At 70.2% G+C, this 13,719-nt stretch carries 12 protein-coding genes and 1 tRNA gene; 5 read left to right on the forward strand and 8 right to left on the reverse strand.

What is annotated here, in order from left to right; translation table 11 throughout:
* Nucleotides 1-2 precede the first annotated feature (2 nt).
* Nucleotides 3-1,643 (forward strand): ABC transporter ATP-binding protein, encoded by a 1,641-nt coding sequence (locus tag AB7M35_RS04905; protein WP_453957718.1) that lies wholly within the window; start codon nt 3-5, stop codon nt 1,641-1,643.
* A gap of 111 nt (nt 1,644-1,754) precedes the next feature.
* Nucleotides 1,755-1,828 (forward strand) — tRNA-Gln (locus AB7M35_RS04910).
* 49 nt (nt 1,829-1,877) lie between these two features.
* Here the strand turns inward: AB7M35_RS04910 and clpS are convergent.
* Both clpS and AB7M35_RS04920 read right to left on the reverse strand, forming a co-directional pair.
* Nucleotides 1,878-2,183, reverse strand: a complete 306-nt coding sequence (clpS, locus tag AB7M35_RS04915; RefSeq protein ID WP_453957719.1) for an ATP-dependent Clp protease adapter ClpS — start codon at nt 2,181-2,183, stop codon at nt 1,878-1,880.
* Between the two features lie 206 nt (nt 2,184-2,389).
* Nucleotides 2,390-3,616: a 3-hydroxybenzoate 6-monooxygenase gene (locus tag AB7M35_RS04920; protein ID WP_453957720.1), complete on the reverse strand. Its 1,227-nt coding sequence runs from the start codon at nt 3,614-3,616 to the stop codon at nt 2,390-2,392.
* A gap of 126 nt (nt 3,617-3,742) precedes the next feature.
* On the opposite strand from AB7M35_RS04920, the gene AB7M35_RS04925 reads away from it, so the two are divergent.
* Nucleotides 3,743-4,204, forward strand: a complete 462-nt coding sequence (locus tag AB7M35_RS04925) for a MarR family winged helix-turn-helix transcriptional regulator (RefSeq protein WP_453957721.1) — start codon at nt 3,743-3,745, stop codon at nt 4,202-4,204.
* 64 nt (nt 4,205-4,268) lie between these two features.
* On the opposite strand, the gene AB7M35_RS04930 is transcribed toward AB7M35_RS04925, so the two are convergent.
* The 6 genes from AB7M35_RS04930 to AB7M35_RS04955 all read right to left on the reverse strand — a co-directional run bounded on the left by AB7M35_RS04930 (nt 4,269) and on the right by AB7M35_RS04955 (nt 12,112).
* The gene (locus AB7M35_RS04930) at nt 4,269-5,105 is read right to left on the reverse strand and encodes a methylenetetrahydrofolate reductase (protein ID WP_453957722.1); all 837 of its coding nucleotides are present in this window, start codon (nt 5,103-5,105) and stop codon (nt 4,269-4,271) included.
* A gap of 38 nt (nt 5,106-5,143) precedes the next feature.
* Nucleotides 5,144-6,388, reverse strand: a complete 1,245-nt coding sequence (gene metK / locus AB7M35_RS04935) for a methionine adenosyltransferase (RefSeq protein WP_453957723.1) — start codon at nt 6,386-6,388, stop codon at nt 5,144-5,146.
* A gap of 5 nt (nt 6,389-6,393) precedes the next feature.
* Nucleotides 6,394-7,794 carry a hypothetical protein gene (locus AB7M35_RS04940; RefSeq protein WP_453957724.1) on the reverse strand — a complete coding sequence of 467 codons (1,401 nt, stop codon included), beginning with the start codon at nt 7,792-7,794 and terminating at the stop codon, nt 6,394-6,396.
* Between the two features lie 403 nt (nt 7,795-8,197).
* Entirely contained in the window at nt 8,198-9,811 is a 1,614-nt protein-coding gene (locus AB7M35_RS04945) for a thiamine pyrophosphate-dependent enzyme (protein ID WP_453957725.1), read from the reverse strand.
* Between the two features lie 158 nt (nt 9,812-9,969).
* Entirely contained in the window at nt 9,970-11,343 is a 1,374-nt protein-coding gene (locus tag AB7M35_RS04950; RefSeq protein ID WP_453957726.1) for an acyclic terpene utilization AtuA family protein, read from the reverse strand.
* A gap of 25 nt (nt 11,344-11,368) precedes the next feature.
* Nucleotides 11,369-12,112 (reverse strand): GntR family transcriptional regulator, encoded by a 744-nt coding sequence (locus tag AB7M35_RS04955; RefSeq protein WP_453957727.1) that lies wholly within the window; start codon nt 12,110-12,112, stop codon nt 11,369-11,371.
* A gap of 235 nt (nt 12,113-12,347) precedes the next feature.
* On the opposite strand from AB7M35_RS04955, the gene AB7M35_RS04960 reads away from it, so the two are divergent.
* Both AB7M35_RS04960 and AB7M35_RS04965 read left to right on the forward strand, forming a co-directional pair.
* Nucleotides 12,348-12,740 carry an AtuA-related protein gene (locus AB7M35_RS04960; protein WP_453957728.1) on the forward strand — a complete coding sequence of 131 codons (393 nt, stop codon included), beginning with the start codon at nt 12,348-12,350 and terminating at the stop codon, nt 12,738-12,740.
* Entirely contained in the window at nt 12,737-13,702 is a 966-nt protein-coding gene (locus AB7M35_RS04965; RefSeq protein WP_453957729.1) for a TAXI family TRAP transporter solute-binding subunit, read from the forward strand. Before AB7M35_RS04960 ends, AB7M35_RS04965 begins: the two co-directional genes overlap by 4 nt.
* Nucleotides 13,703-13,719: the final 17 nt, after the last annotated feature.

Here is a 13,719-nt window from a genome sequence, read left to right on the forward strand (position 1 = left end):
CCGTGGCGCTGCTCGAGATCGACCGGCTGACGCTTGCCATCGGTTCCCACCGGATCCTCGACGACGTGAGCCTCACCGTGCGCGCCGGAGAGACGCTGGGCATCGTCGGCGAATCGGGATCCGGCAAGTCGATGACGGCCCTGTCGGTGATGCGGCTGCTGCCCGTCGACGCCCGTCTCGGCGGGTCCATCCGCCTCGATGGCGAGGACCTGCTGGCGATGTCGGAGCGCGCCATGTGCGGCGTCCGCGGGCGCCGGATCGGCCTGGTCTTCCAGGAGCCGATGATGGCGCTCAATCCGGTGCACACCATCGGCGACCAGATCGCCGAGGCGGTGCGCCTGCACCTGCCGCTCTCGCGCGCCGACATCGAGGCCCGGGTCGCCCGGCTTCTCGACCGGGTCGGGCTTACGGCCCAGCAGGTCGACCCCAACCGCTATCCCCACCAGCTCTCCGGCGGCCAGCGCCAGCGCGTCGTCATCGCCATTGCGATCGCGGCCGATCCGAAGCTGCTGATCGCCGACGAGCCGACGACCGCCCTGGACGTCACCGTGCAGGCGCAGATCCTCGCCCTCCTGAAGGACATCGCGGCGGCCGACGGCGCGTCGCTGGTGCTGATCACCCACGACCTGGCGGTGGTGGCGGAGACCGCCGAGCGCATCGCGGTCATGAAGGATGGCCGCGTGGTGGAGGAGGCCGCGACGCTCGACCTGTTCGACGCGCCGCAGAGCGACGAGACGCGCCGGCTGATCGCGGCCACGACCGCGGCACCGCGCACCGTCCCTCCGCCGCCCGCCGACGCCCCGATCCTGGTGGCCGCCGAGGGCATCGCCCGGGCCTATCCCCGTCCCCGCACCTCGCTGTTCGGGCCGCGTCGCCAGGCGCGGGTGCTCCACGACGTGTCGCTGGCGATCCGGGCCGGGGAAAGCCTCGGTCTGGTCGGCGAATCGGGGTCCGGCAAGTCGACGCTGGCGCGCACCATCCTGGCGCTCGACCGGCCACAGGCGGGGACGGTCCGGTTCCGGGGCACCGACCTCTTCGCGCTGACCCCGGCCGCCCTGCGCGCCGTCCGTCCGGGCATCCAGGCGGTGTTTCAGGATCCCTACGGCAGCTTCGATCCGCGCCAGACCGTCGCCCGCATCGTCGGCGAGCCCCTGCATCTCCTGGGCGCGTCGTGCCCGGCCGACGAGCGGCGGCGGCGGATCGTCGAGGCGCTCGAGCAGGTCGGGCTGTCGTCGGCCGACGCCGCGCGCTACCCGCACCAGTTTTCCGGCGGCCAGCGCCAGCGGATCGCGATCGCGCGGGCAATCGTCACCCGTCCCGCGCTGGTGGTCGCCGACGAGCCGGTCTCCGCGCTGGACGTTTCGCTGCAGGCCCAGGTGCTCGACCTGCTGGCCCGCCTGCGGCTGGAGATGAACCTGGCCCTGCTGTTCATTTCCCACGACCTGACGGTGGTGCGCGCGGTCACCGACCGCGTCTGCGTCATGAAGGAGGGAGAAATCGTCGAGGCCGGCCCCACCGACGAGGTGTTCGGCGCGCCGCGCCATGCCTACACGCGCGCGCTGCTGGATGCCGCGCCGTCGCTGGAGCGCGCGCTCGCGCACCGCAGGGCCGGAACGACGAAGGCGTCCGCCGCGCCGGACTGACGGCGGCTCCGTCTCGCCCGTTGCGGCCCGCCCGGCGACCCGCTAGAAGGCTGTCACACAGCTGCCGGCCGCCGCGCGGTCGGCCGGCTCGGCGCCGAGGCGCCGCAGCGTTGGGGCGTGGCCAAGCGGTAAGGCAACGGGTTTTGGTCTCGTGATCCCAGGTTCGAATCCTGGCGCCCCAGCCAATTTTTCAGCCACCGACACATCAAGTAGCCACCTTCGGTCAGGCCGGCCCTATTCCTCGGGTTCGGTGGTGAAGGCGAGCGGATAGCCCATCTGCCGGCCCGCATCGGTGGCCCGTGTGGCCTTGGTCTCCGCAACGTCGCGCGGGAAGACGGCCACCACGCAGGACCCCTTCTGATGCGCGGTGATCATCACGCGCAGCGCCTCGTCCTCGGTCATCTTGAACTCCGCCTTCAGCACCATCACCACGAACTCGCGCGGCGTGAAGTCGTCGTTCAGCAGAATCACCTTGTAGAGCCGCGGGCGTTCGACCTTCGGACGGACCGTCGTGCGCGGCTTGGTGGTCTGGTCGCTCATCGGCACCTCCGGCGGGTGTTGCAGTGCGGTCCGATCGAAGCGGCAGCGAGGCTGGGTCGCGGAACCAAAAGAGGCACGGCCCGCCACCCTGCTCGGCGCGAATGCGGGCCCGATCTCCCGCGGATATGATGCGAAACCGGCGCGACGGCAAGACGCGCGCCGCTCCGGCGCGCCCCAAGGTCACGCGGAACGCGCCGTCGGCCGGATCAGAAAATCGGCTTCGATCCGGCGCCGATCCCGGCGGCCCCGCCCTCCAGCCCGTTGGCGCCGTAGAGCCATTCCATGGCATCGAGCCACTCGCTCTGGGTCTTGGACCGCATCAGCAGGTTGCGCAGGTGCGCGTGTGCGCCGTCGGGATGGAAGATGTAGTCGCCCACCCAGCGCGACTGCAGCTGGACGCGCGCCGTGCGCGGTCCCCGCTTCGCCTGATAGGCCGGAAATGCCCGCTCGGCGTCGCCGGACGCGGCCTCCATCTCGGCCGACAGGCACACCGCATCCTCCATGGCCATGCAGGCGCCCTGGGCCATGTACTGCATCATCGGATGCGCCGCGTCGCCCAGAAGCGTCGCCCGGCCGTCGGTCCAGTTGGTCACCGGATCGCGGTCGCAGAGCACCCAGAGCTTCCAGTTTTCGCCCCGCTCGATCACCTGACGCGGGCGCGGATGGACGTGGTCGAAGCCGCGCCGCACCATCTCGGTGTCGACGGGAAGCCCCATCACCGGCTCGGGCGCGTGGTTGTGGTAGGTGACAACGAGGTTGAACGCCTCGCCGCCCTGCAGCGGATAGTGCACGATGTGGCACTTCGGGCCGCCCCACAGCACCGAGGCGTTCCAGCGCAGGTCTTCCGGCATCCGTTCCGTCGGGATCACTGACCGATAGGTGGTGTGGCCGGAGACGCGGGGCAGACCGTCGCCGACCAGCCGCTTGCGGATCTTCGACCAGAGCCCGTCGGCGCCGACGAGCGCGCTGCCGGTGACGCGGGTGCCGTCAGCCAGAATCGCGCTGACCGACGTTGCGTCCTGCGCGTAGTCGACCACCTGCGCGTTCGTGCGCACCTCGACCAGATCGCTCGCCGTGCACGCGCGCACGAACACCTGGTGCAGGTCGCCGCGATGGACGACCGCGTATGGGTCCTTGAAGCGCCGCACGAACTCGTCGTCGACGGCCACGTTCATGACCTCCTCGCCGGAGATCGCGTCCATGAAGCGGACGCTGTCCACATAGACCGCAAGCGCGCGCGCCGCCTCGCCGACGCCCAGATAGTCGAAGGCATGGAAGGCATTGGGGCCGAGCTGGATGCCGGCGCCGATCTCCGACAGCTCCGGCGCCTTCTCCAGCACCAGCGACCGGAACCCCTTGCGGGCGAGGCCGCACGCGGTGGCAAGGCCGCCGATGCCGCCCCCGACGATGAGAATGGGCCTGTCTTCGGGCATGTCCGTCCCTCCCCGCGCGCGTTCTGATTGGATCATCCCGTGCGGGATGTTGTTAAGTCGTATACTTATCATTAGTATACGTGTCAATTGGCGTGGCACGCGCCATCAGCGAGACGGGGACGACCGATGCTTGAACTCTGGGAGATGCCCGGCCATCTGATCCGCCGCCTGCATCAGGCGTCGGTGTCGCTGTTCCTGGAGGAAGTGGGGGCGGCCGGACACGCGCTGACGCCGGTTCAGTTCGCCGCCATGTGCGCGATACGCGCCAATCCCGGCCTCGACCAGGCGACGCTCGCGGGCCTGATCGCCTACGACCGCGTCACCATCGGCGGCGTCGTCGACCGGCTGGTGCAGAAGGGGTTCGTCCGCCGCCGCACCAGCGCGCGCGACCGCCGCGCCCGGGAGCTGGCGCTGAGCGCCGCGGGCGAGGAAACGGTCGAGAAGGCGACGCCTGCCGTGCGGCACGCCCAGGTGCGGATGCTGGAGGGGCTGGACCCTGACGAACGCGAGGTGTTCCTTCGGCTCCTCACCAAGGCCACCGCCGCCGCCAACGACCACAGCCGCGCCCCGCTGAAGACGGCGGGCTAGGAGCGCCGCCGGGCGGCGGCATGCCCTGCCTGCCCCCCATGAACGCCCGCGTTGCGGCCCGTTCTCAGGCGGCCAGGTCGCGGCGATCCGCCAGCCAGGAAAGGGTCTTCCGCCAGCCGCCGAAGACGAAGAAGTGGGCGTACACGTCGGCGCTGTCGAGCAGACCTGCCGCGTCGATGCCGGCGAGGACATCGGCCGGGTCGCGGTCGGAGGCGACGCTGAAGATCGCGCCGGGCGACTTGCGCAGGATCGACAGCGACGGCCCGACGCCGCAGCGCACCGCGAAGCCAACGAGCTTGGCCAGCGACGTCACGCCGGCAAGGCCGAGGCGCAGCTCCATGCCCGGATACGCGGCGGCGAAGCCCGCCGCGAACCGGCCGAGCCCGTCGCCATCGAAACCGAACTGCGAGACCGCGGCGGGACGGATGCCACGCGCCGCGCACTGCTCCAACTTGCGGGCGAACGCAGCGTCGAGCGCCGCCCGCGGGACGGCCGGGTGGCCTTCGGGATGGACCGCCAGATAGGCGGTGCGGAGGCCGGTGTCGGCGAGCACGGAATGGCCGAGAAGGTCGGCCGCCTCGCCCAGCGGCCCGTGCGGCGTCGCCGGATTGCCGCCGACGAACAGCGCGTCCTCGACCCCGGCCGCCGCCAGGCGCGCCACATGGGCGATATACGCCGCCTCGCTCTCGAAGTTGCGCGCCCCCAGATGCGGGACCGGCCGGAAGCCGCGTTCGACGAGAACGCGCGCCGCCTCCGCCTGGGCCTCGAGCGACTTGCCGGCGATGTGGGAGAGGAAGACGGGCGAGCCCGCCGGAAACACGCGCGCATCGGGCGCGAAGTCCGCCACCTCGCCGGGCGCCAGCTCGAGCGACACGGGTCGCGCGAGCAGGCCGTGCGCCACGCGGTCGCCACCCACCGGTGAAGGCGGCGCAGTCCGGCTCACTTCGCCACGGCCGCCGGCTGGCGCAGCAGGCCCGACATCACGTGGTCCGAGTGCAGCGCGCACTTGAGGTCGTCGACGAGATCGACGCGCTCCCACGAGAAGCCGCCGTCGGCCTGGGCTTCGCGGCCGAAATGCCCGTAGGCGGAGGTGCGCGCATAGATCGGCCGGTTGAGGCCGAGATGCTCGCGGATCCCGCGCGGCGTCAGCTTCATGACGTGGCGGAGCGCCTTGGCGACCTTCGCCTCCTCGGTGTTGCCGGTGCCGTGGAAGTCCACATAGAGCGACAGCGGCTCGGCGACGCCGATGGCGTAGGCGAGCTGGATGGTGCAGCGCTGGGCGAGCCCGGCGGCGACGACGTTCTTGGCGAGATAGCGCGCGGCATAGGCGGCCGAGCGGTCGACCTTCGTCGGGTCCTTGCCGGAAAACGCACCGCCACCGTGCGGCGCGGCGCCGCCGTAGGTGTCTACGATGATCTTGCGGCCGGTGAGGCCGCAGTCGCCGTCCGGCCCTCCGACCACGAACTTGCCGGTCGGGTTCACGTGCCAGACGGTGTCCTTGTCGAGCCAGTTCGCCGGCAGCACCTCGCGGATGAACGGCTCGACGATGGCGCGCACGTCGGCCGAGGTCAGCGTCTCGTCGAGATGCTGGGTCGACAGCACGATCTGGGTGACCCGCACCGGCCGGCCGTTCTGGTAGGCCACCGAGATCTGGCTCTTTGCATCGGGGCCGAGCAGCGGCGCCTCGCCGCTCTTGCGCGCCTTGGCGAGTCGCTCGAGGATCTTGTGGGCGAAGTAGATCGGCGCCGGCATGAACTCCGGCGTCTCGCGGCAGGCGTAGCCGAACATGATTCCCTGGTCGCCCGCCCCTTCGTCCTTGCTGCCGCTGGAATCGACGCCCTGGGCGATGTCGGCGGACTGGGCGTGCAGCAGCACCTCGATATCGCAGGTATCCCAGTGGAAGCCGGCCTGCTCGTAGCCAATGTCGCGGATCGCCAGCCGGGCGACATGGGCGATGAAGTCGCGGGTGAGCGTCTCCGGGCCGCGCGTCTCGCCGGCGATCACCACGCGGTTGGTGGTGGTGAGCGTCTCGCAGGCGACGCGGATGTCGGCGGGGTTCCAGCCGGCGGCGACGCCCTCGCGGAAGAAGGCGTCGACGATCTCGTCGGAGATCCGGTCGCAGACCTTGTCCGGATGGCCCTCGGAAACGGATTCGCTGGTGAAGACGTAATCGGACTGCGCCATGTTCCCTACCCCATCTTGCGCGAGATGACGAAGCTCTCGTCGTTGAACCAGAGGCCCCCGTGCTTCTTCAGGACGTCGCGGGTGGCATCGAGATAGAGGCCGGTCCTGACGGCGTCGTTGAGCCGTTCGTCCTCGATCTGGTTGACGTAGATCGCCGCATTCCAGGCCGCGAACAGCGTCGACGTGCCGATCGGCCCCTCCAGCTCGTTGGGCAGCGTGTGCATGTCGTAGCGGAAGATCGAGCGGGCGTCGGAATAGGCGTTGAACTTGAGGTCGCGGCCGGCGGGGCCGAGCGCGTCCTTGGTCGCCTTCAGGATGTCGTGGCGGTTGTTGACGAACGGGTTCTCGTCCGGCCAGACGCCGTGGACGATGTCCAGGCCGGGATCGTCGCCGTGGGAATGGATGCCGATCAGGCGGCCGCCGGGGCCCAGCGCCCGCGCCAGCGGCGCGATCACCTTCTGGGCCTTGAACTCGGCCGGCACCCGCAGGCGGTAGGGCTGCGAGGCGATGATCAGGTCGTAGTCGGCGCGCATGGCGCCCGGCTTCGGGATGACTGAATCCAGCAGGAAGCGGTGGTCCTCCCGGTAGAGCACCAGCACCACCGGGCGCTCGTAGATCGGGTTGCCGGTGCGCGGGTGGGCCTTCGCCTTCCAGTTTTCCGCCAGGAACGGCTCGAGCGCGGTCAGCTGCTCCTCGAAATCGGCCGACGACGACCCGCGCAGCGGCACCTCTTCCCACACCAGGCTGTTGGCGGCCGCCGGCGCGTGGACGCGCAGCCACGGGGCCTCGGAATAGAACATGTTGGTCAGCACGATGACGCTGGCCGGATGCTCGTAGAAGCGGTCCGGCATCTTCTCGATGGTCAGCCGGATGTCCTCCAGGCTGATCTCCTTGCCGGCGATCAGGTGCGGCATCGTCGGGTAGCGCGCGTGCATCGACCGCATCACGCGGGTCAGCACCGTGCCGTCGCCCACGCCCGCGTCGAACAGGCGGATCGACGGCGGCTTGGGATGGATGTTCGCGAGCTCCATGGAGACGCGGTTCGCCACCACCCACTTCTCCGAGCAGGTGTTCACGAAAAGCAGATACTTCTGGCGGTTATCGAAGAAGCGGAAGTTGCGGCCCGATGCGGCGGCCTCCGGGTCGGAAGCCACGGCCGGAGCCGGGGCCGGTGCGGGCCCCGCGTCGGCGCCGTTCGAAGGCGCCGGTGCCGGCTCCGCCTCGCCGGTTTCGGCGGCCATGTAGTCCTCGACCTTCTTCAGGGTGCGCAAGGTGATGCTCTTGCCGTCGCGCAGGCGGGCGACGAGCTTGCCGTCGTTGGCGACGACCCTGCCGAAGGTGGATTCGGCCATCTCGCGGCTTCGACAGAAGCGCGTGATGTCAGCGACGAGTTGGTTGGTGTCCACGCGCCCATCCTCATCCGGCCGGAGCCTGTCCGATCGGGCCGGATGACCGGATCGGAACGTGTCGGCTCCCGCTGCGGCCCGTCGAGCGGTCCCTGATGCGCCGGATCGGTTCGATCCGGGCGAGACGGCCCGCGAGCCGGTCGTTTCCTCCAAAGCATCCCGCGCCTTCTGACGCAGGTGATGCCCTTCATGCGGATCCGGCCGCCGCGTCCGCTGGCGGGCCTGCCGCCATCGGTCGAACGTCCGGGCGCCGGCCTTGCACCCGTACGGGTTGCGGCCGGCGTCGCTCCTGCTTTCGGAAATTGGATTTCAGATGGGCCGGGAAGTCAAAGAGAATGTTGCCCACGGAGATTGTGGGCAATTTCCCTTCAAGGACTTTCGTGGCCTGATCGCGCCGACCGTGTCAGCGGTGGATGAACCGCCAGGGGCTGGCCTCGTCCTTCAGCTCCAGCGGGATCTCGATCAGCGTCGTGCGGCCGCTGGCGAACGACCGTTCCAGCGCCGGGCGCAGCTCCTCGGGCGTGCGGACCTGCGCGCCCTCGACGCCGAACGCGTCGGCCAGCTTCATGAAGTCGGGGTTCTCCAGCGCCGAGGCGATCTCACGCCCGGCGAAATGCTGCTGCTGGTCGCGGCGCACGTTGCCGTAGGAGGCGTTGTTGAAGACCAGCACGGTCACCGCGATGTCGTACTGGACGGCGGTGGAGAGTTCCTGCACCGCGAACATGAACCCGCCGTCGCCGCAGACCGACACCACCGGCACGTCGGGCTTGGCCACCTTGGCGCCGAGCGCCGTGGCAAAGCCGGAACCTAGCGTCCCCTGATAGCCCGACGAGACGAAGGTGCGCGGCTGGTAGACCGGGAAGGCGTAGTAGGACGTGAAGCCGGTCTGGCAGAGCTCGTCGGTGAGGATGCCGTCGTCGGGCAGGACGTCGCGGATCGCCTGCAGATACTGGGTGTGCGGGCGGATGTCCTGGATTTCCCGCGCCGCCTTGGCCTTGGCCGCCGCAATCGCCTCCGAGCGGTCCGGCAGATCGGCGCCGGCCGCCTCAAGCGCCTCGATCAGCACGCCGACCGCCGCCGCCGACCCGCCGAGCACGTTGATGTCGCCCGGCGCCCGGCGGAATTCCGTGGGGTCGATGTCGATGCGGATCGTCTTCTGGCCGTCCGGCCGGGTGGACCAGCGCCAGCCGGGCACCTCCAGCCGCGTCCCGATGCCGATGACGACGTCGGTGTCGGCCCACAGTTCGTAGGCGTCGGCGATGGTGAGGCCCAGCGGATGCCGGTCCGACACGATGCCGCGCCCGGAGCGGAAGCCCACCACCGGCGCGCCGAGGCGTTCGGCCAGCGCACGCACCTCGCCGGCCGCCTCGATGGCGCCGGAGCCGACGAAGATCATCGGCGCGCGGGCGGACGCGATCAGCTTTGCCGCTTCGGCGATGCGGTCGCTGTCCACCGGCGGCGCGGCCAGATGCGGCAGCGGATCGGCGAGATCGACCGGGGCGCGGGCGCCGAACTGCTCCCACGGCATTTCCAGCGCAGCCGGACCGCGCCGGAGCGATTCCATCTCCTGGAAGGCGCGGGTCACCTGCATCGGCACGAGGCTCGGGTGATCCATCCGCCCGGCCCACTTGGTGAGACCTTCGAGGGTCGCGAGCTGGTCGGGCATCTCGTGCAGGTGCCCCCTGCCCTTGCCCAGGAACGCGCTCGGCACCTGCCCGGTCAGGCAGAGGATCGGCTCGTTGGCACCGAGCGCGGTGATCAGCGCCGCGCCGGTGTTGAGGATGCCGGGACCCGGCACGACGGAGTAGACGCCCGGTCGGCCGCTCGCCCGCGCATAGCCGAAGGCCATGTAGCCGCACGCCTGCTCGTGGCGGGCACCGACGACGCGGATGGCGTTGGAGCCGTGCAGGGCATCGAACAGGCCGTAGATCTGCGCGCCCGGAAGCCCGAAGACCGTGTCGACGCCATGCAGTTCCAGCTCGCGGACGATTGCCTCGCCACCGGTCATATGCGGCATGTCTCGTTTCCTCGTGATCAGGATGTGCCGATTGACGTTCGGCATCTGGTGGGACGCCCAACGGACCGCCGTCGCCCCGCGTTGTCAACGAAAAGCGCGCACGGATGCACCGACGCGCCGGGAAGGCGCCGGAGGAAAAGACCTCTTGGCGCGAGACCTCAGGCGGCCTGCGGGGCTCCGATCAGGCGGTAGCCGGTGGGCGCGAGCGCCCGGGGCACGAGATAGGAGCGCGTCTCGATGCGGGAGGTGACGCGGGTGCGCACGCCGCCCCCGGCGGCCGGGCCGCAGCAGTAGAGCGCGGTGATCTCCTGCACCGCCTGCTCCACGCGGCGGCGGTCGGCGTCGCGGACCGCCAGGCGCACCCGGTAGTCCTCGCCGAACGATCCGCGCATCTCCTCGCGCAGGGCGCCGTCGTCGCTGTCGAAGGCGCTGGAGAGCCCGATGATGTCGAGCCGATGCTTCAGATCGAGCCCACGCAGCGCCAGCCGCTTGCCGATCACGTCGACGGCGAGGCGCGCGCGGGCGAGCGCGTTCGGTCCGGCGTAGGAGATCTCGGCCTCGCCCAGCCAGTCGCCCGGGAACCCGACGGTGGCCTTCAGCCGGTCGGGTCGCGGCTTGCCCCTGGCGCCGCGCACCGCGACACGGTCCGGACCGTCCTCGGCAAGCGTCACACCGGTGATGTCGAGCACCACGTCGGGGGTCAGGTAGGCGGCGGGATCGTGGATCTCGTAGAGCAGCTGCTCGCGAACCGTGCGCAGGTCGACGAGGCCGCCGGTGCCCTCCGGCTTGGTGACGACGAAGCTGCCGTCGGCCTGCACCTCGGCGATCGGGAAGCCGATCGTCTCCGGGCTGGGCACGTCCTTGCAGCCGGGGTCGGCGAAATAGCCGCCGGTGACCTGCGAGCCGCATTCCAGCAGGTGGCCCACCAGCGTGCCGTCGGCCATCCGGTCGAGGTCGTTCCAGTCCCAGCCGAAGTGGGCGACGAGCGGACCGAGCGCCAGCGCGGGATCGGCCACGCGCCCGGTAACGACCACCTGGGCACCGGCCCGTATCGCCTGCGCGATCGCCTCGGCGCCCACATAGGCGTTCGCCGCGATCGGCGGCTCGCTGGGCGTGGCGAGCCCGCCGTCGCCGTCCCAGGGCAGCATCGCGTCCAGATCGAGGCCGGCCCGGATGTCGTCGCCCTCGACGACGGCGATCCGCAGGCCCGCGAGCCCCTGCTGCTCCGCGAGGGCGGCGATCAGGGCGGCGGCCCCGTCCGGGTTGGCGCAGCCGAAGTTGCCGACGATGACGATGCCCGCCTCGACGCAGCGGCGCAGGATCGGGCCGACCATCTCGGCGAGAAGCGGCTCGTAGCCGGCCGACGGATCGGCCTGCCGCGCCAGATGGCCGAGCGCCAGGGTCCGTTCGCCGATCGTCTCGAACATGATGGCGCCGCCCGCGCCCGCCCGGGCAATCGCCTCGACCACGGGGCCGGCGGCGTCGACGCGGTCGCCGGAAAAGCCCGCCCCGGATCCGATGCGATAGGTCATGCAGGCCTCCCCTGGGTGGCTGGTCTCATCGGGCAACGCCGGCGGGCAGACCCGGCACCTCGTCGTCGCCCTCGCCCGGCTCGCTGGAGCGGAGGTAGAAGTCCTTCGGCCAGCGGATGTGGTCGCGACAGAGCGAGACGAGCGTGTCCAGCTCGCCGCCTTCGATGGCCGCGATCATGCTGAAATGCTCATCGATCGCCGTTTCGCGAAGCGTCATGTTGGCGAAGCCGCGGGTCCGGATCGGCTGCGTCATCACCGAATAATGCCGGATCGCGGCCGAGAGCTCCGGGTTGCCCGCGCCGGAATAAAGCTTTTCGTGGAAGGCGTTGTTGAGCCGGGACAGCTCCAGATAGCGCTTCGCCCGCGAGGCGGCGCGGTGGGTCTCGGCGAGCGCGCGGAGCTCCGCCAGGAAGGCCGGGTCGGCGGGCACCCGCACGCGCGCGGCGGCCAGCGTCTCCAGCGCCGTGCGGATCTCGTAGAGGTCCTCGACCTCCTTGTGGGAGTAGTCGCGCACCTGCACGCCGCGGTTCGGCTGGCGCAGCACCAGCCCTTCGCGCTCCAGCTCGTCCAGCGCCCGGCGCACGGCGTGGCGGGTCACCTCGAACCGCAGGATCAGATCGTCCTCGACCAGCCGCTCGCGCGGCCGGAGCCGGCCGAGCAGGATCGCGCCCTGAAGGGCCTCGTAGACCTCGCTCCAGGCCTGGGGGCGACGGCTGGAGGGCGTCGTCTCCGGTCCGGAGGGGGCCCGACGGTCGGCGGATTTGGACATCGGTTCGTTCGCTCGCATCGCCCGAATGTAGCCCACCCCTCGGCCTCCGACAATCATCGTTGACATTATCGATAATAGTCACGATGATTTTTGCACCAGATGAGCGCCGCGGTCAGCCTTGGGTGTGATCCGGCGCCTGTCGCGGCCCGAATGCGAGCCGCGCAACCCCTCCGCAGACGAGGGACGCGATCGCCGGTCCGGCGACGGAACCGAGGCGACGACCGAAGGAGGACGGGTGAGCGAGACGGTCCGCATGCCGCTGCACCGCCTGGCGCACGGGCGCTCGGGCGACAAGGGCAACCGCCAGAACATCTCCGTCATCGCCTATCGGGCGGAGGCCTGGCCGGTGCTCCTCAGCGAAGTGACCGAGGCCCGCGTGCTGGCGCTGTTCAGCCACCGCGGCGCCAGCGCGGTCGTGCGCTACGCTCTCCCCAATCTCCAGGCCCTCAACTTCGTCATCGAGGATGCCCTCGAGGGCGGCGTCAACTCCGCCCTTGCCCTCGACACGCATGGCAAGACCAACGCGTTCCGGCTCCTGTCGATGGAAATCGAGGTGCCGGCCGCGCTTGCCGAAACGCTGCAGAGACAGCCGCGCGAACTTGAAACCGAAACGGGAGGACCATCATGAAAAGAACCGCCATCGCGCTCATCGCGGCGACGCTCGTCGCCACGCCCGCGCTCGCCCAGCAGAAGCTCGCCATCGGCACCACGTCGTCGTCGTCGAGCCATTACGGCTACTTCGTCGCCGTGTCCCAGCTCATCAACGACAAGGTGCCGGACGTCGAGGCCAACGTCGTGGAGACGGGCGCGACGCTGGACAACCTCCGTCGCCTGCGCCGCAACCAGGTCGATCTCGGCCTCGTCACCACCAACGTCGCCTATGACATCTACAACGGCCGCGGCCAGTTCGAGGGGCAGGCCTACCAGCCGCTGACGCTGTGGGTCTACGCCTCCGCGCCGCAGAACGTGGTGGTCCGCAAGGATGCCGGCGTCTCCACGCTCGCAGACCTGAAGGGCAAGAAGTTCAACCCGGGCATCACCGGATCGGCGACCGAGGCCACCTCCGAGGCGGTTTTCAAGTCGATCGGGATCGAGCCCGACTGGGCGCGCGGCTCGACCGGCGACATCGTCAACCAGATCAAGGACGACCGCGTCGTCGGCTACGTGAAGAGCGGCTCCGGCAAGCGCCTCGACGCCTCGTCGGTGGACATCGCCACCCTCACCCCGATCTCCATCATCGGCCTCGACGATGCCCAGGTGGAGACGGTCAAGGCCGACTTCCCGAACCTCTCGGTGCTGTCCATCGGCGAGAACCAGGCCGGTCAGGGCTATCCCACCTACAAGACCTGGGCCTTCGGCGTCGCCGCCCTCGCCAAGCCCGACCTCGACGAGGAGACCGCCTATCAGATCACCAAGGCGGTCGTGGAAGACGAGACGGCCCAGGCCGCGGCCTTCTCCGGCCTGAAGGGCTCCGCCATTCCGGAAATGACGATGGAGCTGGCCACGACGCCGCTGCATCCCGGCGCGATCCGCTACTTCAAGGAGATCGGCGTCGAGGTCCCCGAGCGGCTGATCCCGAAGACCCAGTAGTCCGCGGTGCCGGCGGC

This window comes from Amorphus suaedae (genome assembly GCF_053629675.1).